Origin of the sequence: Streptosporangium sp. NPDC049046 (genome assembly GCF_040649155.1) — a bacterium.
GTDB lineage: Bacteria > Actinomycetota > Actinomycetes > Streptosporangiales > Streptosporangiaceae > Streptosporangium.
Window position 1 is genome coordinate 20,658 of record NZ_JBEZEZ010000001.1, and the last position, 25,176, is coordinate 45,833.

Annotated in this window: 22 protein-coding genes; 9 read left to right on the forward strand and 13 right to left on the reverse strand. The window is 71.1% G+C overall.

Annotated elements, in window-relative coordinates; genetic code table 11:
- Window positions 1-144: 144 nt before the first annotated feature.
- Genes AB0B96_RS00100 through lanM form a run of 3 tightly spaced genes read right to left on the reverse strand, consistent with a single transcriptional unit; the run spans window position 145 to window position 6,248 of the window.
- Entirely contained in the window at window positions 145-3,078 is a 2,934-nt protein-coding gene (locus AB0B96_RS00100; protein ID WP_362895123.1) for an AAA family ATPase, read from the reverse strand.
- A 40-nt stretch (window positions 3,079-3,118) separates the two neighbouring features.
- Window positions 3,119-3,376, reverse strand: coding sequence for a hypothetical protein (locus AB0B96_RS00105; RefSeq protein WP_362895125.1), 258 nt, complete (start codon window positions 3,374-3,376; stop codon window positions 3,119-3,121).
- Entirely contained in the window at window positions 3,366-6,248 is a 2,883-nt protein-coding gene (gene lanM / locus AB0B96_RS00110; RefSeq protein WP_362895126.1) for a type 2 lanthipeptide synthetase LanM, read from the reverse strand. Before lanM ends, AB0B96_RS00105 begins: the two co-directional genes overlap by 11 nt.
- 301 nt (window positions 6,249-6,549) lie before the next feature.
- On the opposite strand from lanM, the gene AB0B96_RS00115 reads away from it, so the two are divergent.
- The 5 genes from AB0B96_RS00115 (at window position 6,550) to AB0B96_RS00135 (ending at window position 8,966) form a co-directional block, all read left to right on the forward strand.
- Window positions 6,550-7,104, forward strand: a complete 555-nt coding sequence (locus AB0B96_RS00115) for an NAD(P)H-dependent oxidoreductase (protein ID WP_362895128.1) — start codon at window positions 6,550-6,552, stop codon at window positions 7,102-7,104.
- Window positions 7,101-7,541, forward strand: a complete 441-nt coding sequence (locus AB0B96_RS00120; RefSeq protein ID WP_362895130.1) for a MarR family transcriptional regulator — start codon at window positions 7,101-7,103, stop codon at window positions 7,539-7,541. The genes AB0B96_RS00115 and AB0B96_RS00120 overlap by 4 nt, the downstream gene beginning before the upstream one ends.
- A gap of 19 nt (window positions 7,542-7,560) precedes the next feature.
- Window positions 7,561-8,325, forward strand: coding sequence for an SDR family NAD(P)-dependent oxidoreductase (locus AB0B96_RS00125; protein ID WP_362895132.1), 765 nt, complete (start codon window positions 7,561-7,563; stop codon window positions 8,323-8,325).
- Between the two features lie 84 nt (window positions 8,326-8,409).
- Entirely contained in the window at window positions 8,410-8,697 is a 288-nt protein-coding gene (locus tag AB0B96_RS00130; RefSeq protein WP_350948270.1) for a type II toxin-antitoxin system Phd/YefM family antitoxin, read from the forward strand.
- Window positions 8,694-8,966: a type II toxin-antitoxin system RelE/ParE family toxin gene (locus AB0B96_RS00135; RefSeq protein WP_362895134.1), complete on the forward strand. Its 273-nt coding sequence runs from the start codon at window positions 8,694-8,696 to the stop codon at window positions 8,964-8,966. The genes AB0B96_RS00130 and AB0B96_RS00135 overlap by 4 nt, the downstream gene beginning before the upstream one ends.
- A 257-nt stretch (window positions 8,967-9,223) precedes the next feature.
- On the opposite strand, the gene AB0B96_RS00140 is transcribed toward AB0B96_RS00135, so the two are convergent.
- From AB0B96_RS00140 to AB0B96_RS00160, 5 genes are all read right to left on the reverse strand, one after another.
- Window positions 9,224-10,117, reverse strand: coding sequence for a hypothetical protein (locus AB0B96_RS00140; RefSeq protein WP_362895136.1), 894 nt, complete (start codon window positions 10,115-10,117; stop codon window positions 9,224-9,226).
- A 327-nt stretch (window positions 10,118-10,444) separates the two neighbouring features.
- Entirely contained in the window at window positions 10,445-10,996 is a 552-nt protein-coding gene (locus tag AB0B96_RS00145) for a hypothetical protein (RefSeq protein WP_362895138.1), read from the reverse strand.
- Window positions 10,997-11,081: 85 nt separating this feature from the next.
- Entirely contained in the window at window positions 11,082-11,834 is a 753-nt protein-coding gene (locus AB0B96_RS00150) for a lysophospholipid acyltransferase family protein (RefSeq protein ID WP_362895140.1), read from the reverse strand.
- Between the two features lie 76 nt (window positions 11,835-11,910).
- Window positions 11,911-13,674: a thiamine pyrophosphate-binding protein gene (locus tag AB0B96_RS00155; RefSeq protein ID WP_362895142.1), complete on the reverse strand. Its 1,764-nt coding sequence runs from the start codon at window positions 13,672-13,674 to the stop codon at window positions 11,911-11,913.
- On the reverse strand, window positions 13,671-14,444 hold the full coding sequence (locus tag AB0B96_RS00160; protein ID WP_362895144.1) for a cyclase family protein: 774 nt from the start codon (window positions 14,442-14,444) through the stop codon (window positions 13,671-13,673). The genes AB0B96_RS00155 and AB0B96_RS00160 overlap by 4 nt, the downstream gene beginning before the upstream one ends.
- Before the next feature lie 194 nt (window positions 14,445-14,638).
- Here AB0B96_RS00160 and dhaK point away from each other — a divergent pair, with 194 nt between their 5' ends.
- From dhaK to AB0B96_RS00175, 3 genes are all read left to right on the forward strand, one after another.
- A complete protein-coding gene (dhaK, locus tag AB0B96_RS00165; RefSeq protein ID WP_362895146.1) occupies window positions 14,639-15,631 on the forward strand; it encodes a dihydroxyacetone kinase subunit DhaK in 993 nt (330 codons plus the stop codon).
- A gap of 158 nt (window positions 15,632-15,789) precedes the next feature.
- Window positions 15,790-16,419, forward strand: coding sequence for a dihydroxyacetone kinase subunit DhaL (gene dhaL, locus AB0B96_RS00170; RefSeq protein WP_362895148.1), 630 nt, complete (start codon window positions 15,790-15,792; stop codon window positions 16,417-16,419).
- A complete protein-coding gene (locus AB0B96_RS00175) occupies window positions 16,413-16,784 on the forward strand; it encodes a phosphoenolpyruvate--protein phosphotransferase (protein WP_362895150.1) in 372 nt (123 codons plus the stop codon). The genes dhaL and AB0B96_RS00175 overlap by 7 nt, the downstream gene beginning before the upstream one ends.
- 205 nt (window positions 16,785-16,989) lie before the next feature.
- Here the strand turns inward: AB0B96_RS00175 and AB0B96_RS00180 are convergent, their stop codons facing one another.
- The 3 genes from AB0B96_RS00180 to AB0B96_RS00190 form a co-directional block, all read right to left on the reverse strand.
- Window positions 16,990-17,352 (reverse strand): hypothetical protein, encoded by a 363-nt coding sequence (locus AB0B96_RS00180; RefSeq protein ID WP_350948259.1) that lies wholly within the window; start codon window positions 17,350-17,352, stop codon window positions 16,990-16,992.
- Window positions 17,353-17,627: 275 nt separating this feature from the next.
- Entirely contained in the window at window positions 17,628-18,983 is a 1,356-nt protein-coding gene (locus AB0B96_RS00185; protein ID WP_362895153.1) for a hypothetical protein, read from the reverse strand.
- 146 nt (window positions 18,984-19,129) lie between these two features.
- Window positions 19,130-19,384 carry a Smr/MutS family protein gene (locus tag AB0B96_RS00190; protein WP_329093428.1) on the reverse strand — a complete coding sequence of 85 codons (255 nt, stop codon included), beginning with the start codon at window positions 19,382-19,384 and terminating at the stop codon, window positions 19,130-19,132.
- A 398-nt stretch (window positions 19,385-19,782) separates the two neighbouring features.
- On the opposite strand from AB0B96_RS00190, the gene AB0B96_RS00195 reads away from it, so the two are divergent.
- Window positions 19,783-23,127, forward strand: coding sequence for a S8 family serine peptidase (locus AB0B96_RS00195; protein ID WP_362895155.1), 3,345 nt, complete (start codon window positions 19,783-19,785; stop codon window positions 23,125-23,127).
- Window positions 23,128-23,368: 241 nt separating this feature from the next.
- On the opposite strand, the gene AB0B96_RS00200 is transcribed toward AB0B96_RS00195, so the two are convergent.
- Together AB0B96_RS00200 and AB0B96_RS00205 are read right to left on the reverse strand one after the other, a co-directional pair.
- Window positions 23,369-23,797, reverse strand: a complete 429-nt coding sequence (locus tag AB0B96_RS00200; RefSeq protein ID WP_362895157.1) for a CBS domain-containing protein — start codon at window positions 23,795-23,797, stop codon at window positions 23,369-23,371.
- Between the two features lie 92 nt (window positions 23,798-23,889).
- Window positions 23,890-25,089 (reverse strand): helix-turn-helix domain-containing protein, encoded by a 1,200-nt coding sequence (locus tag AB0B96_RS00205; protein WP_350948255.1) that lies wholly within the window; start codon window positions 25,087-25,089, stop codon window positions 23,890-23,892.
- Window positions 25,090-25,176: the final 87 nt, after the last annotated feature.

Sequence of the window (25,176 nt, forward strand, 5' to 3'; positions counted from 1 at the left end):
CCCGCCGGGGGTGATGGGGGCATCGGTCACATCAGGTGGGGCGCATCGGCGTTCGCGCGGGCTCGGACCGGGCGCTTGAGAGGACGTCAGGTGGAGCGGCGGCGGCGTTCGCGCGCGCTCGTACCGGGGCCACCTGAGGAGACGTCAGGTGGGGCGCAGCAACTCGGCCGCGTGCTCGTACACGGCGGCCCGGTCGGGCAGGCCCGTTTTCTGCAGCAGGCTCGCGACGTGCTTCTCCACGGTGCGCGGCGAGATGAACAGCCGCTTGCCGATGTCGACGTTGCCACGCCGTTCGGCGAGCAGGGTGAGCACCTGATACTCCCGCACGCTGACGCCCTGGGCGCGCAGCCCGCTCGGCACCTGTTCCCGTCCGGTGCGGCGCTGCGCCACGGCCGCGCCGGCTCCGCGCAGCATCGCCCGGCAGGCCCCGGTGACCGCGGGGACGCCCGCCTGGTGGAAGTACTCCTCGGCGGTACGCAGCCAGACCAGTGGCTCGCCCCAGCCGTCCGCCAGGGCGGCCTCGGCGACCAGCCGGAGCCCCAGGTGGTGGGCGAGGGGAAAGGGCCGGGCGGCCTCGGCGGCCCTGCCGAACGCGGCGAGCGCCCCCTCGGGGTCGCCCTGGCGGCCCGACAGCACGGACCTGGCCAGGTGGAGGAAGGTGCGGTTCCAGGCCAGTTCGGCGGCCGAGGTGCTCTCCGCGGCGTCGCATTCGGTGGCGCCCGCCCGGTCGGCGAGTACGTCCATGAGCACGCGGAGTCCGTACCTGCCGGTGAGGTAGTAGATGGTGGGGTTGTCGTCCTCCCACTCCCGGGCCCTGATCAGCATCTCGCCGCAGAGGTCGCGGTCCTCCTCAAGGAGCGCGCACATCGCCTGGCACAGGCCGTAGACCACCGGCATGTGCAGGCTGCTCTCACCGCCCCACTCGCGGAACCGCTCCAGCACGCCCTCCATTTCCGCGCGTTTGGCCTGGTGGGCCGCGAGCGTGGCCTGGGCGAGCAGGAGGTACTGGGTGTAGGCGGTGTGGCCGAGCCGGATGGTGGACTCGACGCACGGGGCGGCGAGCCCGTGGGCCTCACCGTACTCACCGCGCAGCACGCCCGTCATGACCAGGGACGCCTGGGTGGAGTGGACCAGACTGATCGCGCCCGCCTGTGCCGCCGCCCTGCCGACCTCCTCCAGCGGCTCCCGCTCGCCGGTGCGCAGGGCGTGGTTCACGGCCAGGCGCAACATCGCCCGCAGCTTCCACAGCTTCAGGCCGTGGGCGTCGGCGATGGACACCACCCGCGTCAGGCACCGGTCGGGCTCGTCGAACCCACGGACCCTGGAGAACATCGCCATCCGCTCCCACGCCTGGCAGGCCACCTCGGGGAGCGGGACGCGTTCGGCGACCTCCACGGCTCGCCGTACGAGGGTCTCGGCCGCGGCCATCCGCTGCGGGCTCTGCTGGAGGACCCCGTGGTCGGGGACGATGAGCTGGGCCTCGATCACGTCGACGGCCGCCGTACGGGCCTCGTCCGGGTTGATCTGGAGGAGCCTGCGGAGCGCCGCGACGTGCGCCAGTCCGTCGGCGGTCCCGCCGATCTCGGCGGCGACCCAGGCCAGCTTGGTGCGCAGGTCCATCTCGTGCGGGATGGTCATCGCCAGGTCGCCGCTGATCGGGAGGTCCTTGGCGAGGGCGAAGGCGCGGTCGGCCTGCCCGCTCTCGGTCAGCGCGTGCAACAACCCCTGCAGGACGCGCGCCCGCAGGTCGGCGGGGGCGGATCCGAGCAGGGCGTAGGCGCGTTCGAGCAGCGTGACGGCGAGGTCGGCGGCACCGTCGTCCAGCAGGCGGCGGCCGGCGCCGGCGAGCAGGTCGGCCGCGCCCAGGGTGTCCCCGGCGGTCAGGCGCAGGGTGGCCGCTATCTGGCACCACTCGCCGGGCAGCCCGGGGTACAGCCGCTCCAGCGCGTCGGCGGCGCGGCGCGCGATCGACACCCGCTCGGCGGGGATGAGCGAGGAGCGCAGGGCTTCGGCCATCAGCGCGTGGCGGAAGGCGTACCAGTCGCCGGCGGAGTCGTCCGGCGTGATGAGCCGCGCCCCCGTACCCGCGCGCAGGAACTCCATCACCTCGCGGTCGGCCAGGCCGGTGGCCTCCTGGATCATCGGAATCGGGAAGCGGGAGCCGAAGACCGCCGCCATGTGCAGCGACTCCCGGGCGGAGGAGCTCAGCTGGGCGGCGCGCAGCATGATGCTGCGCACCAGCGTGGTCGGCACGTCGATCGCGGGGTCGCCGTTCAGCCGCCACCGCCGCCCGTCGCGCTCCAGGGCGCCGACGTTCACCATGGCGGCGAGCAGTTCCTCGACGACGAACGGGACGCCCGCCGTATCACGTTCCAGCCGGGTGAGAAGCTGCCGGGGCAGGTCGTCGGGCGAGGCCTCCAGGCAGGCGGCGGTGAGCCGGGCGAGTTGCTCCGGCGGCAGGGGCGCGAGCTCGACGAGGGTCGCGGTCCGCCGCTGGGCGCAGGCCTCGGCGACGGACCGTGCCGGTCCCGCGTGGCTGCGCAGGTTGGCCAGCAGGAAGGCGGGCACCCCGGCGAGGTTGTCGGCCAGGTACTCGACGACGGCGAGTGTGTCGGCGTCCGCGTCGTGCAGGTCCTCCAGGACGAGCAGGCAGCCACCGTCTCGCCCGATGACGGCGAGCAGCCGCAGGACCGCCTCCGCCAGCACCATCACCGACTCCAGATGGTCGGTGCCCCCCGCCCGGCGCCACTCCGGGACCAGCTTGGTGAGCGCCGGTAGATAGGGCACCAGGGCCGGATCGTCCGGCGGCTCCTTGGTCCTGGTGTAGGAGAGCAGCGCCTCGCACAGCGGTTTGAACGGGATGTCCGCGCTGATGCCCCCGCCCCGTCCCCGCAACGCGATCATCCCTGTGTCGAACGCCTGGTACGCGCATTCCGCAGAAAGGCGGGACTTTCCTATTCCGGGATCGCCGAGCAGGAAAACCGCGCCACCCCGGCCGTCTCGCGCGGCGGCGAGGCGCCGGTCGAGTTGCTCGACTTCCCTTTCGCGTCCGACCAAAATGGGGGAGGTATATGACATGACGACAGGTTAACTGCCGCCATGTCACCAAAAATGCCTTTTAGCGAGCACTCAGGGAAACGGGAATGACGGTGTCGTCCCCGCTCGCGGCCATCACCGCGTGCGCCGCGGTGTCCGGCGAGCCGAACGCGATCGTCGTCCCCGCTGTCAGGCCGGCCAGCACGAGCGCACGGGTCACCGGGGACACGCCGGCCAGTCTGATCATGATCGATCCGGCCGGCGTGCCCAGCCGCTCCTGCCACGACGCGGCCGGCTCCTCGGTGGTCGAACGGTTCTCAGCGTCCTTCTCAGGGTCCATGGATCTCTCCTTCATCAGTGGGCCGCAACAGCAGCACCGACGGTGTCATCTCGGGAAGGGCCAGCCTGAGCAGACCGTGGCCGATGCCGGCCAGGCCGTCCAGCAGGCCGGGGGTCGGCGCGTGGCGGGGAGTACCGCACCGCGCTCCGTAGGTGTCCAGCGAGGCCAGCAGCCTGCCGGCGTGGCGGTGCAGTGACCGCTGTGCCACGGGGTCGCCTCGCCGGGCGAGGGCGCCCAGCGTCTCCAGACGTCCCGCCTCGCCGTGACACAGACCGTGTCCCCCCAGCGGGACGTCGGAGATCTGGAACGCCGCCGGATCGCCGGGGAGGGCGGCGTCGGACAGGGCCAGGCGCACTCCCGCCCGGCCGTGGCACCAGGTGTCCTCCGCTGCCGCCGCCCGCGCGGCGGCATGGATGAGCAGACGAGCGCCGTCCACACTCTGCCCCTGCCTGGCGAGCGCCCACCCCACGCCCGCGGCGCCGAAGGCGAAACCCGGCGGCAGATCCGCCGCAGAGGGCGCCGCGGCCGCCAGGCGTTCCGCGCACCTGGCCGCCACGCGGTCGGCCCCGGCCGTTCCCGTGCTGTGCCGGACGGCGAGCATCGCGGCCAGGCACCCGGCCAGGCCGTCGTGGACGTCCAGCGGCGACTCGTCGACGACCGCCGCGCCGGCCGCCTCCACCGCGGGCTCCACCCAGCTCGCCACCTCGGCGTCGCCGAGCAGGACCCCGAGCTGTGACAGGCCGTACGCGATGCCGCCGAGACCGCCGAATCCCCCGCAGCCCACGGCTCGCAGCAGAGCCTCGTTCCCGGCGATCCGCTCCAGCAGCCGCGGCAGCGGCCGAACCGCCATCCAGGCGAAGTCCATATAACGGGAGATTCCGGTGACGCGACTCGCCTGTGCCAGGAACAGCGCGACGCCGAGGTACCCGCTGGACAACCCGGCGCCCAACGGCATGATCGTCCACCGGCCGTCCTCCACCGGCTCCAGGCCCAGCCAGTTGACGGTACGGCCTTCGCGGTGCGCGGTCGCGCACAGGCGATCCGCGATGCCCCGCGCGGCGGCCACGAGCGCCGCGCGATGGGGCACCGTGGCCGGCAGCGGCGTCTCGGACGGCTCGCCGGGATCATGCCGCCCGCCCGCGACCCGGGTCGCCATCGACGCCTCGATGATCCATTCCTGGTTCTCCCGGTCGGCGGCGCCCAGCCGGGCCAGCTTGGCGGCCACGACGTCCAGCCCGCTCTCCCGCGAACACCACGGCAGCGCCCTGCCCCCGCCATCGCGAATCTCCCGCTCGCCGGGGGACGTGCTGAAGTACGGGATGTCCCCCGCCCACAGGTCGGCCCGCTCGAACGGCACCGCCGCCGACCGCGCGGGGTCGCCGACCGACACGGCGTCCAGCAGGTCGAACACCTCGTCCCTGTCGGCGTCGGACCGCATCACGTCCGGATGCGTCGACTCGATCAGCAGCTCGCCGTAGAAGCGGGTGGGCCGGAGCAGCACGCGGACCTCGGCCTGGCCGAACCTCGCCAGCGGCCCGCGCAGCAGTTCGTCGCGTCCCACCGCGATGGCGTCGTAGGCACGCCGGAAACCGGCCAGCAGGTTCGGCAGGTGGTCGGCGGGGTCGGCGTCCACCCCGTTCAGGGTGGGACGATTGACCGCTCCGGCGAAACGGGTGACACCGCGCACCAGCCGCATCGTGTCCGTCCCCTCCTCCTCCCACCGGGGGGACAGGAACGGGTACACCCCGCCCTTGTCCCCGCCCAGGCCGGAGACGTCCAGCGCGCCCTGCTCGCCGACCATCATCTTCGGCAGCAGCGCGGTGCGCTGGACGGAGTCCCGCAGGGCGTGCAGCGCCGGGTCGGCGGACGCCTCCGCGGGCAGCGCCGCGTGGAACAGTGTCTCGACGTCGACCAGCACCGGCCGGTCCGCGCAGGCGACGAGGTTCTCGTAGTGCACGTCGATGGCGTTCAACGCGTACAGCAGGGCGAGCAGCGCACCGGCGCGCGTGTAGAACCGCTCCACCTCGGCCGCGTCCGCGCACGGCTCGGCCGGCACGAACTCGACCCAGCCGTAGCCCTCCCGCCGCACCACGCGCGGAACGCGCAGGCCGAGACCGAGGACTCGTTCGTTGAGCCAGTCGAGCACCTCGGCGAAGTGCGGGTACGCCTGGACCGATCGCGGCCGGTAGACGACCTTCGCGCCGCCGGCCAGGGTCACCACGGTGACGGCGCGTCCCCCGAGATGGCTGTCGCCGACGGCGGAGAACTCCACCGGGCTCCCGGGGTCACTTCCCAGCAGTTCCCTCAGGTGCTCACGATCCGCTGCGAAGCGCGTCAGAAGTTCCAGCCCCGTCTCCACCGCCTGGTCGGCGGCCTGGCGCAGCAGGCGGGCGAGGACGGGATACTCCCCGAGTAGTTCGGCGAGCCCTTTTTCGCCGCTCACCCGGCCCACGAAATCGGCGAACCGCTCGGTAGGCGTGTCTCCTGACAGCTCTCCCCTCGTCCTCCGCGCGTTCAGCTCGAACACCAGGACCCGGGAGGCGACCCGCGTGAGCCGGGCCGTCAGATCCTTCGCGAACCGTTCCCCGACCGAGGCGCCCCAGACCCCGCCCTCCAGTCGTGCCGTGCCGGCGGCCAGCCGCTCCACCGCCCGCCGGACGAACGGGAGTACCGCGTCCGACAGAGTCACCTCCCGGCCCGCCGGAACGCCGGACATGTCCACAACGACCTCCGGCGCGCCTGCTCCGGCGACGGGACGCTCCACGCCGGGAGCGGCGAGGCGAGCCGCGTCGGAGGCGGTGGCCCGATCGGAGGGACGTGCCGCCGTCCGGGCTCGGGGCGGCACGGCGACGAACGGGCTCGCGGAGTTCACAGCCGTCAAGTATGACGACCACCCTGAACCACGATATGGGGGCAATGCCCCCATATTTCCGCAAAACCTCCACCCGCCGTCTCCCCACCGGAAACTCCCCCGGTCGACCACCGCTACCGCACATGGACTGACGTCCCGCGGCCCGGCTGTCAGCGGCCCGATCTCAAGAAGGTCATCCAGGCTCGGAACGGCACGGCGACGAACGGGCTCGCAGGGTTCCGGGCTCATGGGCATCTCACCGGCCGAAGTTGTGGAATTTCCATAGCCGACTATAAGATAGCCGACTATGGAAATAGTCGATGTGCTGGCGATCTGCGGGAGCAGCCGGGAGGGATCACACAACCGGGCTCTCCTCCACGCCGCACAACAACTGGCGGAGGCCCCGCTGCGGGTGGAGGTGTGGGACGACCATGCCCGGATTCCCCGTCTGGACGCCACTCGCGGGCGCCCGTTCCCTCAGGCCGTCAGCGCTCTACGTGAGCGCGCGGCGGCGGCCGATGCGCTGCTGCTGGTGACGCCGGAGCTGAGCCGCGGCATCCCCGGACAGATGAAGGATCTCGTCGACTGGCTTTCGATCCTCGCACCCCCACGCCCGCTGGCGGGCAAACCGGTGGTGCTGATGAGCGCGTCACCCAATCAGTTCGGCGGGGTCTTCGCCCAGTTGCAGCTCGGCGACATGCTGCGGCGGGTCGGTGCAGAAGTGCTCTCCGACTTCGATGTGGCGGTCGGCTTCGCCCACCGTCACATCGACACCGACGGATTCTTGACCGAAGAAGAGGCGCGAAACGACATCACCCGGCTGTGGCGGCGCGTCCTGGCCCGCGTCGCGGATGACCGGCCGACGGTGCCGGCGTGACCGCCGGGCGGCAGGTCGCGGCCGCACAGGGGCCGATCGGTTACGCCCTCGCCGAGGTCACCAGGGCACACCGCACCGAGATGCAGCGCCGGATGGCCGAGCTCGGCCTGCACCTGGGCCAGGAGCTTCTCATCGTCGACCTTCACCACAACCCCGAGACCACCCAGGCGGAACTGGTCCAGCGCATCGGCATGGAACAGCCCACCATCGCCAAGGCGATCACCCGAATGGAGCGGGCCGGGTTCGTCGAGCGTGCCCCGGATCCCGGCGATCGCCGGGTGACCCGGCTGCGGCTGACCGAACGCGGCGAGGCCGTGGTCGACGCCGTCGTGGCCGCGTGGGCGCAGGTGGAAAGCCGTGCCGTCGCCGGGCTCGACGAGGCCGACGCCGCGCGTCTCATCCGGCTGCTGCACGCCGTCCGCGACAACCTCACCTGATCCCCCATAGGAGAAACCCATGGAACTCGGACTCGCAGGAAAAGTCGTTCTGGTGACCGGTGCGAGCACCGCCATCGGCAGGGCCACCGCGCTGGCCTTCGCAGAGGAGAAGGCGCACATCGCCGTCGGCTACCACACCAACCGGCAGGCCGCGGAGGAGACCGTCGCCATGGCCGAACAGCGTGGAGCCCAGGCGATCGCCTGGCGACTCGACCTCGGCCGCCCCGACTCGCTGGAGGCGGCGGTCGAGGACGCCCGCGCCCGGCTCGGGCCGGTCGACGTCCTGGTCAACAACGCCGTCCGCTGGCCGGACTGGCCCGCGCCCGGCGAGCTGTTCGAGACCGCGCCGCCTGAGCGGTTCGCCACGTCGATGACCGCGAACCTGGTCGGCCCTTACCTGCTCGCCCGCGCCGTGCTGGCCGACATGCGGGCGAACGGATGGGGCCGCATCGTCAACGTCTCCACAGGACTGGTCGAGGACGGCTTCCCCGGCAACGTCTCCTATGTGGCCGCCAAGGCGGGGCTGCACGGCCTGACCCGGGTGATGTCCAGGGAACTCGCCTCCGCCGGCATCCTCACCAACGTCGTCATGCCAGGCTTCACCCCCGCGGACAAACCCATGCCGCAACAGCTGCTCGACAAGGCGGCCGAGGCCGCCGCGACCAAGCGCGTCAGCCACCCCGACGACGCCGCACGCATGATCGTCTACCTGTGCTCGACCGCCAACACCAACACCACCGGCGAGGCCATCAGGACCGACGGCCATTTCCTCACCCCAGGCTGACCCTTCGGCACCCGGCGTTGCAACCACACGAAAGTTGGCCCGGATTTTGGCCAGTATTCCAGCCAAAGAGATACCATGGGCTCCATGGAGATCATCCCGATCAGCGAAGCGAAGGACCGGTTGACCGAGTTGGCCGACCGGGCCGCTCGTGAGCACGATCACTTCACGCTCACCCGGAACGGGCGACCCCATGCCGTCATCGTGTCCGTGGCCGAGTGGGAGTCCCTGCAGGAGACGCTGGAAATCCTCGCTGACCCTGAAATGCGGGCCGACCTGGTCGAGGCCGCTGCCGCCGAAGCACGCGGCGACGTGACCACGGAGGAGGAGATGGCCGCCGTCATGGCCGCCCGCCTTGGCAAGGCGAGCGCGTGAGCGACCGATACACCGTCCTGCTGGATCCGCCTGCCCGCCGCGCACTCGCCTCGGGCCTGCCCGAGACCGTGGCGTCCGCAGCCTGGGAATTGATCACCGGCGCCATCGCACGCGAGCCCTGGCGTGTCGGCAAACCCCTCCAAGAGCCGTACGAAGGGCTGCATGTCGCCCGACGCGGAACGTATCGCCTGGTCTATCGCATCGACGAGGACAAGCGCACTGTGACGATCCAGACGATCAAACATCGCCGAGACGCCTACCGCCCATAAAGGCGGGCCGACCGCCGCCGGTACCGGTGTGACCGCCGGACGGCAGATCTCGGCCGGACACGCCGGCGCCGCAAGCATGTGCACGACTTCGCCGCCCAGCGGTGATGCCCGGGTCTCCGGTCGGAGACCCGGGCATCACCGTTCTGAGCCGCCTGTCACCGGAACCGGGGCCGTCACGTCGTGACGGACGACCCCGGTTCCACGGCGCGGCCACGCGGGTCAGGGCCGCGTGGCGGCCGCGCCCGTTTCCTGCTCGCTCAGGGAGTGGGGGTCGGGGTCGGGGTTCCCTCCGTCACGGTGGGGGTCGGCTCTGGAGTGGGGGCGGGCGGCGGCTCCTCCGTGGGCGGCGGGGTCTCGGTGGGAGGCAGCGGGGACTCCGTCGGCGGGAACGGGGTATCCGTGGGAGGCGGGGTGGGAGGCAGCGGGGTTTCCACGGGCGGCGTGGGGGTCGCGACCGGCGGCGTGGGGCAGATGGCGGGCTTGTGCCACCTGCTGCCCGGCCGCCACTCGTTGATGGACCACCAGCCGCCACCGCGCCAGAACTTCTTGTGAGGCCGCGTCAGGCCGAAGACGTAGGCGGCCGTCGCCGTCTCGCCGGAGGTCGTCGCGGTCACCGAGACCCAGTCGCCCTGCCTGAGCACGTTGTCCCGTCGCCCCGAGAGGGACTTGGTGGTGTCGGCGATCGTGTACACCCGCTCGAAGCCGTCCTGGCTCTTGACGGTGATCGAGTCTTCCGCCAGAGCGGTCGCCTCGCCGGTCTGGGCGAACACGGTGAAGCCGCAGCCGTCCTTCGCCGGTAGGACGAACTCGCCGTGCAGCGTGCCGGGGAACGCCACCGGGGGTACCCGGGGCGGCGTCGTGGTGGTGGGGGTGGGGGTGGGGGTCGGCGTCGGTGTCTCGGTCGAGGGCGGGGGAATCGGTGTCGGGCTCAGCGGGGGTGTCTCGCTCACCGTCACACTGGGGGTCGGCGTCGGTGATTCCGTCGGTGCGGGCGGCGGCGATGCCGCTGACGCCGGGGAGGCCCCGACGCCGCCCGACGCCACCAGCACGACGGCGGTGGCGATGACCATCGGGCGGGGGATGCGCCGTGGTGGTCCGCCCGGTCCGCTCGACGACACCGCGTTGGGCCTGTCGGGATTTGTTAGCGTCACCTTGTCCTCCATCTGGTTTGATCCGGAACCAGCGGGGGCGTCGAAGTCGAAGGGGTGCTCTCACGCCCGCCGCCGAGACCGAGGACCACCGCCCGGCCGTGGTCCTCCATCGAGGGGCGCGGGGAAGACTTCCCGCTTCCGGAGCAGCCATGCAGGCGCAACAGACGACGGGCCGTCGAAACCGAAACTTTCGCCAGCTCACCGCCACATTTCGCGAATTACAACAAATTTCCCTCAGGGCCTGCAAACGTGCCTCGGGCCGTCTCGCGTGCCCTTCTCTGATCATCGCGAAGTGTGTGAACCGGGACGCGTCTCGGCGAGGACGGTTCAGGAGTAGGCGGCGACCATGCCGACGACGAGACCGGCGAGTGAGACGAGCGTGAGGACGCAGCCGAGGACCACCGCGGCGCGCCTGCCGCGACGCACCTTGAGAACGTAGAGGAACACGTACGGCAGGAAGCCCAGCACACCGACGCCGAGAAACGGCATGGTCAGCGCGGCGAGGATGCCCGAGGTGCCGGTCCGGACGGCACGGTCGCCCTCGGGGGTGAGCTGGGCGCGCCTGATGTCTCCCGCGGTGGAGTCGGGTGAGGCGTCGACCGGGACGGCGTCTCCGCCGCCGTCGGGCGCGAAGCTGCCCTTGCAGTCGTAACGGCCCCGGCCCAGTTCCTCGCACGAGACGACCGTGAGCGTGCCGGGAACGCCGACGGAACCCGTCGCGAGCTTGAGGCCGGGCACCGCGAACACGAAGGGCAGCACACCCAGACCCGTCCAGAGGATCAACAGGATGGTCATGCCGATCTTCCCCGGCGTTCTTCCCGGACCGGAGGTCGGCACCGGCTGGAAGACGTTCGCCACGTCCTCGAAGGCGTTACTCATGGGGACAGGATGCGACACGCCACTTGCGAACCACCTGTTGGTGACTTGAGGTCAACGCTCACGATGCCGCCCCTGATCGAGGGCCTCAGGAGATGCCCCCGGTCGCCTTGGCCTCGGCCTCGGCGGCGTCCAGCTTCGCGGCCTCCTCAGGAGTGGGCGCGGTGCCGCCGAGGTGGCGTGGCTGCCACCAGACGCCCTGCGGGATCTCCGGGTAGCTCCGCTGCGCCGCATCGAGCATCTCGGACATACGCTCGCGCAGGTCGGCGGTGACCTTGTCGTAGTCGTCACCGCGCTGGGGATGCATGGGCTCGCCGACCCGGATCGTGATCGGCACGTGCCGCTGGAGCAGTTTCCTGGGGTGGCCCTTGGTCCACAGCCGCTGGGTGCCCCACAGGGAGACGGGGATCATCGGCACCTTGGCGGCGACGGCCATCCGGACCGCGCCGTTCTTGATCTCCTTGACCGTGAAGGACCTGCTGATCGTGGCCTCGGCGAACACGCCGACGACCTCGCCGCCCCTGAGCGCCTTCAGCGCCGCGCCGAACGCGGCGGCCCCGGCCGCGCGGTCGACCGGGATGTGGTGCATGCCGCGCATCAGCGGCCCCGAGATCCGGTGGTCGAACACCTCCTTCTTCGCCATGAAACGCACCAGGCGCCCGGCGGGCCGCGCGGCCCAGCCGGCGAAGATGAAGTCGAGATAGCTGATGTGATTGCTGACCAGCACGGCTCCGCCGGTCTTCGGGATGCGGTCGGCGCCCTCAACGCTGATCTTGAGGTCCAGCGCGCGGAACAAGGTCAACGCCGCCCCGATGACCGGGGGGTACACGATCTCAGCCATGGCTGAACCGTACCTCAGCCACCCCCTCCCTCCGACCTCCCCGTCCTCCCCGGGCGCGCTCGTGCGGGGAGGGACCTCAGTGCCCCCGGAACGCCTCCTCCAGCCACCACGCCCCCCGTGCCCGGCTGACCCGGGCGTGGATCATCAGGGGCCGGTCGCGGGCCCCCTCCAGCCACCGGGCCACCGCGGTGAGATCGGCCCGGTCCCGTACGGTCACCGCCTCGCAGCCGAAGCCCCTGGCGACGGCGGCGATGTCGGCGGGCGGGAAGGTCACGGTGTCCAGGGGGTGCCCGTCCGGGCCGAAGTGGTGCACCTCCGCGCCGTAACCGTCGTCGTCGTACACGACGATCACCATCGGAAGGCCGAGCCGTACGACCGTCTCCAGTTCGGCGACGCCCATCAGGGCGCCCCCGTCGCCCAGCGCGGCCACCGGGAGCCGGTCGGGCTGGGCGAGGGCCGCGCCGATCGCGGTGGCGAGGCCGAGTCCGATCGACTGGAACGCCTGCGTGAAGCAGAACCCTCGCTCGTCAGGGACATCGAGGAACATCGACGGATATCCCATGAAATTTCCGGAGTCGATGGAGACAACACGTTCCTCGGGAAGGAGGTCGTCCAGCTCGATGGTGAGCGTTCGTGGGTCGATCCTGCCGTCGCCGCTCTCGTCGACGTAGGGCACGTCCCGCCAGCGGTTCTCCCCCGCGATCCGCGCTGCCAGCTCCGTCGATCGGTAACCGGCTCCGTCACCGTCCGGGACGCTCTCACCGAGCAGGCGGACGGCGGCGCGCGCGGTGCGGGCGACGTCGCCGACCACCCCGAGATGGATGGGCCGGTGGGCGCCGAGCGCGGCGTCGTCCAGGTCGACCTGGACGACGGTTGTGTCGCGGCCGATCAGCGTGCCGTGGCGCATGGTCCACATGTTGAGCGCGCATCCCCAGCCCACGAGCACGTCGGCGTCGCGGATGAGCTCGGCCGTGAGCGGCGAGGCGAAGCCGCCGCTCACGTCCAGGTCCCACGGACTGCCCCTGAACAGTCCCCTCGCCACTGCGGAGGTGGCGAGCAGTGCCCCGGTCCGCCCGGCGAGCTCCTCGATCTCGCGCCGGGCCCCGCGTGCGCCCCGCCCCGCGACGAAGACGGGACGGCGCGCCGCCGCGAGGATCTCCACCAGCCGGGCGACCTCCTCGGCTCCCGGCTCCGGTGCCGGGGTGCCCTCCCCGGCCTCCGGTGATCGAACGACCTCCCCGACCTCCGGCGGCCGACCCCTCTCTTCTGCCCCCGTCGGGACGATCCGCCCGGCTCCCCCTGCCTCGATGTCCGTGCCGTCCGCGAGGGCCGCCGCGACCTGCGCGCCCGCGGCGGGGACGGTCAGCCCCTGGACCTGCAGCGGAAGGTTGAGCAGGACCGTACGACGCCCGTCGCGAGCGGTGCGGAACGCCTCGGCCGTGTCGGCGGCGGCGGTCTCCGCCGACCCGATCCGCAGCGGTACGGCGCCCACGGCCTCCGCCAGTGCGGTCTGGTCGACGAAGAAGTTCGAGCGGGGCTCGCTCACCTCTCCGGCCAGCACGACGAGCGGGGTGCGGCTCTTGGCGGCCTCGGCGATGCCGGTCATCGCGTTGGTGAGTCCCGGCCCCTGGTGGACGCTGAGCACGGCGACCCCGCCGCTGAGGCGGGCGTAGGCGTCGGCCATGGTCGCCGCACCGCCCTCGTGGCGCGCGGCGACGTAGCGCACGCCGTGCGCGACCAGCGCGTTGGTCACGTGGAAGTTGCCGCTGCCCACCACCCCGAAGGCGGTGTCCACTCCGAGTGAGGCGAGGGTCCGTCCCACGACCTCGGCGACGTTCACCTCTCGACCAGGGCCAGCACGCGCAGCGGGCTGCCCGAGCCTCCGACGATGGGCAGCGGTGGCGCGACGACCACGGCGCCGGTCACCGGGAGCCGGTCGAGGTTGCGCAGCTGGGTCAGCCCGTACTTCCCCGCGCCCAGCAGGAACGAGTGACACGGGAAGGCGGGGTCGAAGCCGTGCGCGGCGCCCGCGTCGGTGCCCACGGTCTCCACGCCCAGCCCGGCGATCGAGGTCTCCTCGGCCAGCCACCGGGCGCACTCGACCGAGACACCCGGCGTGTGCGGGCCCGTCTCGTTCGCGTTCAGGAAGCGCTCCTGATCGTGGGAGTAGGCGTCCCAGCCGGTGCGGTAGAGCAGCCATCCCCCCTCGGGCAGCGGCCCGTTGACCTGCTCCCACGCCTTGACGTGCGCGATCTCCAGCAGGAAGTCGGGATCCTCGGCCGCCTCCGCGGCGAAGTCGAGCACCACGGCCGGGGCGATCAGCCGCTCGACCGGCACCCGCGAGACGTCCTCGCCGTCCTTGCCGGTGACCCAGTGAACGGGCGCGTCGAAATGGGTGCCGGTGTGCTCGCCGGTCACGATGTCGTTCCAGTACCACGCGGGGCCACGATCGTCGTAGTGGCTGATCTCCTTGAGCGTGAACGGGACCGTGTTGCCGAACGGCTCCGGCAGCCTCAGGATCGGCGTCTCCGACGACAGCGGCGCCGTCAGGTCGATCACCTCGATCCCGCCGCTCCGGATGCTCTCCACCAGGTTCCGCAACACCGACATGACGCCTCCAGCAGGGATGAGATCTGGGCAGATCCTCCTACACCGCCACCTCGGACCGCCAGCTTCGCGTACGCGCGCCGGACCTCCGGGATGCGTACCGGTCTGCTCGCCGCTTCGGGATTCGAGCCCGCGCGGGAGCGGGCCTCCACGGCCGGTGCTTGCCATCGCCTGCGAACAGGGCGAGGTTGGGAGTTGTGAAAAAGCTCATCAACGATGTCGAGTCAGTCGTTCCCGATGCGCTGCGCGGCCTCGCGGCGGCCCATCCCGGGCTCCGGGTGGACGTGGACAACCAGATCGTGTTCCGGGCCTCGGGGCCCCGCCCCGGCAAGGTGGGCCTGGTGTCCGGCGGTGGTTCGGGGCACGAACCACTGCACGCCGGATTCGTGGGCTACGGCATGCTCGACGCGGCCTGCGCCGGTGAGATCTTCACCTCTCCCGTACCCGACCAGATGATCGAGGCCACCACGGCGGTGGACGGCGGGGCGGGAGTCCTGCACATCGTGAAGAACTACACGGGCGACGTGCTGAACTTCCAGATGGCGGCCGAGCTGAGCGGCGAGGAGGGGGTGCGGGTGGAGAGCGTGCTGGTCGACGACGACGTGGCCGTACGCGACTCCCTCTACACGGCGGGGCGCAGGGGCACCGGCGCCACCCTGTTCGTCGAGAAGATCGCCGGGGCGCTCGCCGAGGCCGGCGCGCCGCTGCCCGAGGTCGCGCGGGTGGCCAGGGAGGTCAACGCCCGCAGCCGTTCCTTCGGGGTCGCGCTAAGCCCCTGCACCACGCCCGCGGCGGGCAGGCCCACCTTCGACCTCTCCGACACCGAGATCGAGCTGGGCATCGGTATCCACGGCGAGCCCGGCAGGACGCGCTCGGCCATGCGCCCGGCCCGCGAACTGGTCCACCTCGCGATGGACGCGATCCACGAGGACCTGCCGATCTCCGGCGACACCCTCGTCATGGTGAACGGCATGGGCGGCACGCCGCTGATCGAGCTGTACATCGCCTACGCGGCCGTCGTGGAACACCTGGCGGAGAAGGGGGCGCGGGCGGCGCGCAACCTCGTCGGCAACTACGTGACGAGCCTCGACATGCAGGGGTTCTCGATCACGGTCTGCCGGTTGAACGAGGAGCTCACCCGGCTCTGGGACGCCCCCGTCGAGACCTCCGCCCTGCGCTGGGGCCGCTGATGACCGCTGACTCGGGGCCTGACTCGGACGCCGACACGGGCCCTGTCACGCCCGCCGGAACACAGGCCGACACGGATAGGGGGACGGACACCGGGGCACACACCTGCACGAACACTGGCACGACCACCAACACGAACCGAGCCGAGATGAGCACCGCGATGGACACCGCCTTTTTCGCCGCCTGGATCGAGGAGATCGCCAGGGTCGTCGCCGCGGAGAAGGAGTGGCTGACCGGTCTGGACGCCGCGATCGGCGACGCCGACCACGGGGCCAATCTCGACCGGGGGTTCACCGCTGTCACCGGGGCGCTCGCGGCCAAGGGACCCGATACCCCGGGATCGCTGCTGGTGCTGGTGGGCAACACCTTGATCCGCAAGGTCGGCGGGGCGTCCGGCCCCCTGTACGGCACGGCGTTCCGCGAGGCGGGCAGGACGCTGGGCGACACCCCCGAGGTGTCCCTCGCGCAACTCCACACCGCCCTGGAGGCCGGGCTCGCCGGGGTGCGGAAGCTGGGCTCGGCCGCCGAGGGCGACAAGACCATGGTGGACGCCCTCGCCCCGGCCGTACGGGCACTGGAGCAGGCCGTACGGGACGGCAAGGACCCGGCGGAGGCGATCGGCGCCGCGTCGGAGGCGGCACGCACCGGAGCCGAGGCGACGATCCCGATGCAGGCCCGCAAGGGGCGGGCGAGCTATCTCGGGCCGCGCAGCGTGGGCCACCAGGACCCCGGCGCCGCCTCCACCGCACTCGTCGTCTCCGCCCTGCACACGGTGGCGACGTCGTGGTAGGCATCGTCCTCATCTCGCACAGCGGCCCGCTGGCGGCCGAGGTGGCACTGCTCGCCTCACAGATCGGCGGCGCGAACGTGCCGCTCGCCGCCGCGGGCGGCAGCGAGGACGGCGGTCTCGGGACCAGTCCCGACCTGGTGGCGGCGGCGATCGAGGAGGTGGACCGGGGGGACGGGGTGATCCTCATCCCCGACCTGGGAAGCTCGGTGCTCACCGCCCGGCTCTTCGCCGACGAGCGCGTGGTGATCGCCGACGTGCCGTTCGTCGAGGGGACCATCTCGGCCGTCGTGTCGGCGGGCATCGGCTCCTCGCTGGACGTCGTGCTCGCGGCGGCCGAGGAGGCGCGGACCATCCGCAAGCTCTGACGCGGAAAACCCCGCCCTCCGCGGGGGAGAGCGGGGTCCGGCGTACCCGCGAGGCCGGACGGTGCGGGCCGAGGCTCCGGCGCATGACACGGAGGTGCCGCGCGAGCCGAGGCCCGGCGTACGCGCGAAGGTGCTGTGCCGAGACTCCGGCGTACGCGCGGAGGTACGGCGCCGAAGCTCCGGCGCATGGCGCGCGGAGGCGAGGTCAGCGCGTGGCGAGCAGGCCCTCCAGCAGGCCGAGGACGGCCTGGATCGGAGGGGGCGTGGTCCCGAACTCCACGTCGGTCCCGCTGACGGAGTCCATCACGCTGACCGAGCTCTGCGGCAGACCCCAGCGCTCACCGCCGTCGTGACCCACGCCGACCTCGATACCGGCGAAGGTGACGTACTCCCAGTTCTTGAGGTCCCTCCTGAGCGCCTCGTGACCGCGCGCCGTGGCCCACTCGGCGACGGCCACGAGGATGCCGCCGAGCGTGTTCTCGCGCTCCTTCAGGTCTCCGGACTGGAGTTCCTCGATCTGACGGTCCAGCTCGGCGCGCTGGGCGAGGAGTGCGTTGAGGTCGCTCATGGGGGGCCTTTCGGGGAGGTGAGAGGTATGCGGGCGGGAGCGCCGGACTCTTTTGGGAAGGTCGTGCACGAGAGAACCGGGCCCGCACCCGGGCAGAACCCCGCCGCGATCCACGAGCTGCTGGAGGCTGCGCCGATCATCGGAGAGGACATTGCCGTCATGCGTCACATAATGGTGCCGTATGAGCCCACTCGGCGTCGATCTATCCCGGTGGAATCCTCATGCTCAGAGACCTCGGGCATCGAGGTATGCCCCTGGCGGCGGCGTCGCGCCGGTCAGGGTACGGCGTCCCGGGCGCGGGCGGTGAGGTCGAGATACTCCTCACGGCCCAGCGTACGGGCCTCGAAGCCGAGTCCGTACCGCGTGGCGAAGCGGTGCGCCTCCTCCGCCGGCCACGGCCCCGGCAGGTGGCGTACGGGCCTTCCCACACCGTCCATCACGAAGAGCCCGGACAGCCTCTCGTGGCGGTAGGTCATCAGGCCGCCGACACAGCGGGATTCAGGCCCGATCTCCATGTCGTCGGGGACCATCCGCGAACCGAGCCGGACGCGCAGCGTCGTCCCGCCCCGGACCGAGAGGTACGGTCCGCCGGGTGGCCCGAGCGCGGCGCCGCGCCGGGTGCGCCAGGTGTGCCACGCCTGGCGCGCGGGTTTGAAGACGACGACCAGGGGGGCGAAGAAGACCGCCAGCCACTTGGCGTCCAGCAGGTCCAGCATCATCCCGCCCAGCGCGGACACCCCCCGCCACGCGAGCCAGCCACCCGCCGTGACGACGTAGGCCATCACGAACAACCCGGCCACTCCCGCGCCGGCCGCGACGGCCTTCTTGGCCCTGGACATCCGTGGAACCTCCAGGCCGGCGAGACGCGTCCATCCGGGAGCCCGCCTGCTCAGCGCGGCGCGCACCCCTTTCGACGATGTCTTCAGGGCGTCGTGCACGGGGAGTTTCCGCCCGGCCGCGAAGACGGCCACCTCGTGGACCGGCCAGTCGCCGGGAAGGTCGGCGAGCACCAGCCCGTCGGCGTCGAGCACGGCGAGCCCGGTGAGAGAGCGCCGCTCCTCCTTGCCGGAGACGATCACCCGGCGCTCGTACCGGTAGTGGTACAGGGAGGCGGGCGCGAGCCGCAGCGAGCGTCCGGCCGCCGGATCCTTCGCGACCAGCGTCGGGCCGTCCCAGCTGAGCGCGGTCGCCGGACAGGGGGTGCCCTCCAGCGCACCCTCGCGCGGCCTGATCTCGCCGGACACCTCGTCGTACGGCCGGAGCCTGAGCGCCACCTTCCCGGGAGAGTGGTCGCCACGCACCGGAAGCCCCGCGTGCTCCGTGGTGTGCCACCGCGGCGCCCGGTTCTCAAGGTCGGCGCGCCCCTCGAACTCCGTGGCGTAGCCCCGGTACTCGAAGGTCAACCCGGTGTCCTCGGCGAACTCCTCCACCAGGTGGCGATGTCTGGCCCCCGGGGAGTCGAGCACGACCCTCCCGGCGGTGTCGCGGACCGTGATCCCGTAGACGACCCCGCTCTCGCGGGGAAGGCGGTACAGGACCAGGCCGGCCGCGCGTTCCTCGCCGGTGAGCGGCAACCGGATCGGATGGCGGCCCGGCACGTCGACGACGAGACAGCCGTCGTCCACCCTCATCTCACACCCGCCTCCGGCGAGCACCCGCGTCGCGCCTATCGCTACCCCCGTCTCCCCCGCCCCGAAAATTCTCCTTTTTCCAGAAGCGACGGATAAAGCGAACATAAAGTTCCCGAACGGAGAGACGTCACCGGGCCGGAAAGCGCCTACTTGTAGCGGAAGTAGACGAAGAGGCGGCCGTGGTTCTTGGCGTCCTTGTCGATGCGGTGGTAGAGGGCCTTGATCTCCTTCTGCTCCAGGAAGCGCAGGACCTTCTTCTTCAGCTGGCCCGAGCCCTTGCCGGGGATGATCTCGACCTCGGTGGCCTTCTTCCTGATGGCCTCGTCGATGATGCCCCGCAGCGCCTTGTCGATCTCTCCACCCTTGTTGTAGAGGGGATGTAGATCAAGCTTGAGCTTCAACCGAGCCTCCCGTGTGTCAGGTGCGGCCAGTTTACGCGCGACGGAACATCCTCCTCGGGGTGGTCGTGTCCTCCCCCGGCCACGGGACACGCGGGCTCGGGGACACGAGGCACACGGGCACGGAGGCGCCCGAACTGCGGAGGTATGCGAACACCGCCGAGTCTGCAAGCAAATTTGACCAATTCCGGGGATTATTGTGTCAATTTAACGATCTAGGCAAACAAATGACCTCTAGTTAGGCTCCCTGTCATGATCGGCCGCCCCTGCCGGGTGGCCGAGCACGTGTCACCCGACGGGGAGGGTCGGCGCCCTCCCCGGCATGCCGTGCCCCAGGCATGCCAGGTGGCCTCCCCTCCCTGCCGCGTGATCTGTTCATGCGTGCCTACAGGGAGGTCTCGTTGACCAGAAGGCCCTACTCACCGAGGATCAGACGCGTGGCGGTGCTCGCCGCCGGCGTCGGGCTCGTCGCGGCGATGGCGCCGCCGGCGAGCGCGGATCCCACCCCCACCCCCACGCCGTCCGCCAAATGGACGGCGACTCCCCTGACCGGGGGTGAGCCGATCCAGGGCGCGAAGTCCCCCACCGGCAAACTCGCCCAAAGTGATGAGGGGCTACTGAAGTCGACCTCGGCCGCCACGGTCAGCGTGATGGTCAAGCTCGACTACGACTCTTTCGCCGCCTATCAGGGTGGCCTCGCGGGACTTCCCGCGACGAGTCCGGCGAAGACCGGAAAGGCTCTTGACATCAAGAGCAACGACGCGAAGAAATACCAGCGACACATCGAGGACGTCGAGAACACCTTCCTCGCCGAACTCGCCAGGAACGTGCCAGGCGCCAAGGCGGGCCAGAAGCTGCGGACCGTCTACGGCGGTATCGCGCTGCGCATTCCCGCCAACAAGGCGGCCTCGCTGCTGAAGCTGCCCGGCGTGGCGGCCGTCCAGGAGGACAAGCCCGAGCAGTTGCTCACCGACTCCAGCCCCGCGTTCATCGGAGCGCCCACGATCTACAACAAGCTGGGCGGCAGTTCCTCCTCGGGCAAGGGCGTCATCGTCGGCATCCTGGACTCCGGCGCCTGGCCCGAGCACCCCCAGTTCGCCGACCCCGGCACGTTGCCCGCCGCACCGGCGACCAAGGACGGCACGCCGCGCACCTGTAACTTCGGCGACAACCCGCTCACCCCGGCGGCCGACCCGTTCGTCTGCAACCGGAAGCTCATCGGTGGCGCCCCGTTCCTGGAGACCTACAACGCGAACGTCGGCGGTGAGACCTTCCCCGACAGCGCCCGCGACTCCAACGGCCACGGCACCCACACCGCGACGACCTCGGCGGGCGGGCCGGTGGCCGACGCGAACCCGCTCGGCATCAGCCGGGGCCCGATCCACGGCATCGCCCCGGCGGCGCACGTGTCGGTCTACAAGGTCTGTGGTGAGGCTGGCTGCTATCCCTCCGACTCCGCCCAGGCGGTCGGCCGGGCCATCCTCGACGGCGTCCGCGTGATCAACTTCTCGATCTCCGGCGGCACCTCCCCCTACAGCGACCCGGTGGAGCTGGCCTTCCTCGACGCGTACTCGGCGGGCGTCCTCGTCTCGGCCTCGGCGGGCAACGCCGGCCCCGGCGCGGCGACCGTCAACCACGTCAGCCCGTGGGTGACCACGGTGGCGGCCTCCACGCAGACCAGGACCTTCCAGTCGACGATCACGCTGTCGGGTTCCGGCGGCGCGACGGCCACGGTGAAGGGCGCCTCCATCACCCCGGGCATCGCCTCCGCGCTGCCGGTGGTGCGGGCCTCGGCCCCGCCGTACTCCAACGCGCTCTGCACCACGCCCGCACCTCCGGGTCTGTTCACCGGGAAGATCGTCCTTTGTGAGCGCGGCCCCGACCGTGTCCTGAAGGGCTTCAGCGTCCGGCAGGGCGGCGCGGCCGGCATGATCCTGTACAACTCCTCCCCGCTCGACGTGATGACGGACAACCACTGGCTCCCCACCGTCCACATCGACAAGCCCGAGGGGGACGCACTGCTGGCGTTCCTGTCGGCCAACCCCGGCGCGACGGCCTCGTTCACCCAGGGCACCAAGACCACCTGGCAGGGCGACGCGATCACCACCTTCTCCTCGCGCGGCCCCGGTGGCGACTTCCTCAAGCCGGACGTCACCGCTCCCGGCCTGCACATCCTGGCCGGGCAGACACCGGTGCTGGAGAGTCCGGCCGGTGGCCCGCAGGGCAACCTCTACCAGGCCATCTCGGGCACCTCGATGTCGTCGCCGCACGTCGCGGGCTCCGCGGCCCTGCTCTTCGCGCTGCATCCGACCTGGACTCCCGGCCAGGTGAAGTCCGCGCTGGAGACAACGGCGAAGACCTCGGTCACCAAGCAGGACCGCGTCACCCCGGCCGACCCGTTCGACACCGGCGGCGGGCGCGTCGACCTGACCAAGGCCGGCGACCCCGGCCTGACCCTGGACGAGACGGGCGAGAACTTCGCCGCCTCGGCCGACGACCCGCTGAACCGCATCGACCTGAACCTGCCGTCGGTGAACGCCCCGATCATGCCGGGTCTCATCACCGCCAAGCGGACGTTCACCAACGTCACGAACTCGACGCTCACCTTCACCGCGACGGGCACGACGGTGAACGGCGCGAACATCACCGTGCTGCCGCCGCTGTTCAGCGTGAAGGCGGGCAAGAGCGTCAAGCTCAGCGTGGTGATCACCGCGCCGGACCTGCCGGAGGGCCAGTACTTCGGCCAGGTGAACCTCAAGCAGGTGGGCGGCTCGCGCAACCTGCACCTGCCGGTCGCGTTCGTCCGCAAGCAGGGCGCGGTCCCGGTGGAGCAGACCTGCGCACCGGCCACCATCCCGCGCAACACCGGCGAGTCCACCTGCACGGTGACCGTGCGGAACGACACCCTTGAGAACGCCGAGGTCACGGCGCTCAGCACGCTGGACGGAAAGCTGCGGCTGAACTCGGTGACCGGCGCCACCAAGATCGGTACCCAGATCGCGACGACGAAGACCACCCTCGCGGGCAGGCAGCCGGACAGGCCGGGCATCGCCCCGGGCACCGGTCCCGCCCCGTACCTGCCGCTCGACGCCTTCGGCATCGCGCCGGTACCGATCGGCGACGAGCAGGCGATCAACTTCACCGTGCCCTCGTTCCAGTACGCGGGCCAGACCTACAACAGGATCGGCATCGTCTCCAACGGCTACACGATCGCCGGGGGAAGTTCGGGCTCGGCCGACGTCTCGTTCGAACCGCAGACCCTGCCCGACCCCACGACCCCGAACAACGTGCTCGCCACCTACTGGACCGACCTGGACGGCACCGGCGCGCCCGGCATCTACGCCGGCACGCTGACCGACGGCGTCAACGACTGGCTCGTCATCGAGTGGCGGGTCAACCTCTACGGCACGAGCAACCTCAAGGTCTTCCAGCAGTGGATCGGCCTGAACGGGACCGAGGACATCACCTACACCTACGACCCGGGCAACCTGCCCGGTGATCCTCCCGCCGGCTACGGCCTGACCGTGGGCGCCGAGAACGCCGACGGCACCGCAGGTGGCCAGATCACCGGCCCGCCGGCCACGGACCTCCGGGTGTCCAGCACACCCGGCGCCCCCGGCGGCAGCCTGAGCTACACGATGAAGATCAAGGGCGTCAGTGCCGGGACCGGGACGGTGACGACGGGCACGTCGACACCGCAGGTCAAGGGACTGACGATCGAGGTGGACAAGATAACCGTGCAGTAGCGAGAACGTGATGGGCCCGGCGCGACGCGCCGGGCCCATCCGGGCTTCCTGGGAGGGTCGCGGCGGGCCGGGCTCACGGATCCAGGCTCGGGAAAGGGCGGGTCGAGCTCACGAACCCAGGCTCGGGAAAACGGTCCCTCCGGGCGACACGGGCTCAGCGGGCCTCGCCTCGGGAACCCGGTCCCGAGGGCTCGAACTCAGGGGTCGAACCCTCGAAACCCGGGGTTCGGAGACCTCCGGCTCAGCGGTGGAGGTAGTCGACCAGGTGGGCCTTCTCTGTCTCCAGCGCCTCGATGGCGCTCTTGACCACGTCACCGATGCTCACGATCCCCGCCAGCCGGCCCGCGCTCACGACCGGCACGTGCCGGATACGGTGCGTGGTCATGGTCTGGCGGAGTCCGTCGACGTTGTCGTCCGGCGAGCAGGTGCGGACCTCGGCCGTCATGATGGAGGACACCGGGTCCTCCAGCACGGCGGCGCCCCGGTCGTGCAGTCGCCGCACCACGTCGCGCTCGGAGACGATGCCCGCGATGGACGAGCCGTCCTCGGACACCACCACGGCGCCGATGTTCTTCTCGGCCAGAACGGCCAGGAACGCGGCGACCGTCGAATCCGGGCGGACGGTCGCCACCTCCGTGCCCTTGCCTTGAAGAATCGTACCGATCAGCATTGGCATCACCTCGGTTCAGCCTGGCGCGAGTATTCCTACCTTTGCCCTCTTGTGCCACACGCTAAGCACGCAGGAGAGCAAAGTATCGACCGTCAGGTGACGGGCAGCAACCGCACCGCGTCGAGGGCGAGGGTGAGCTCCACGATGTCGAGCGGGCGGGCGAGCGAGCGGCCGGTGAGCTGCTCGATTCGGCGGATGCGGTTGAAAACCGTGTTGCGGTGGCAGTACAGCCGCCCGGCGGCGCGCATGGCCGAGCCCTCGCATCGCAGCCACGCCTCCAGGGTCCCGAGGAGCACCTCCCTGTCGGCCGGGTCGAGAGCGAGGATGGGCCGTAATACGGCACCGCTGAGGTGACCCGCGAGTTCGGGCTGGCTGACCACCAGCGCGGCGGGCAGTCTGTCCTCCAGTCTGGCGATCTCCGGGCCTTCGCCCACGCAGGTCCGCAGGGCCAGTTCGGCGAGCCGCCTGGCGCGGCCCAGCTCGGCCAGTCCCTCGACGACCGGGCTGATCCCGGCGCATCCGGTGACGTACGGGCGAAGCTCTCCGGCGAGGTCGTCCATGTCCGCGTCGCGCAGCAACACGACCGACACCTCGTAGTCGGGGCGCATCCGCCACAGCAGCCGCATCACGCCCAAGGTGGTCGGCCGCGGGGTGTCGTTGCCGTGGTCGTGGCGGCCGGGCAGCCGGGTGATGACGACGGCGTACCGGCCCAGTTCGGGCAGGTCGAGCGCGGCGGCGGCGCTGCGGACGAGGCCGGCGTCGGCCCGGTCCTCAAGGAGCGCGTCGAGCAGGGCCTGGACCCTCTCGGCTGTGCGGCCGAACAACTCGGACTCCCGCCTTCGGTATGCCTCGGCGGCGGCGATCGCCTGCCGGTCGGTGGCGTGCCACACCTTCGTGGCGCTGCGGATCAGGACAGGCAGGCTGTCCGACTCCTCCTCGGTGACCACGTCGATGAGACCGTCCCACATCACCTGCGCGGAGAGCCGGTAGCTGCGCAGCAGGGAGTCCATGGGCAGTCCCTGCTCAGCCCTGCGCCGGGCGGTCCTCTCCGCCTGCGGCACGTCGCACCGTTCGGAGCGGGGCAGCAGGATGGCGCCGATACCGTCCCGCATCGCCTCGTAGACGCTCTGCCAGTGGTCGTCGGTGGGAACCATCCGCCGGTACGCCTCGTCGGTGTCACGGATCTTGGCGACGAGCTCGTCGGTGAGCTCGGGAAGTCTCAGCAACAGCCTGCGGGCGGCCAGGCGCATGACCCTGCGTACTTCGTCGTCCGTAACCGGCCGGGTCCCCATCTGGGGATCGTGACAGCAAAACACCTTGCCGAACAAGGTTCTGTTCTGTTTCGTGACCCGGAGTTGTGCACACGCACAACCGGGCCC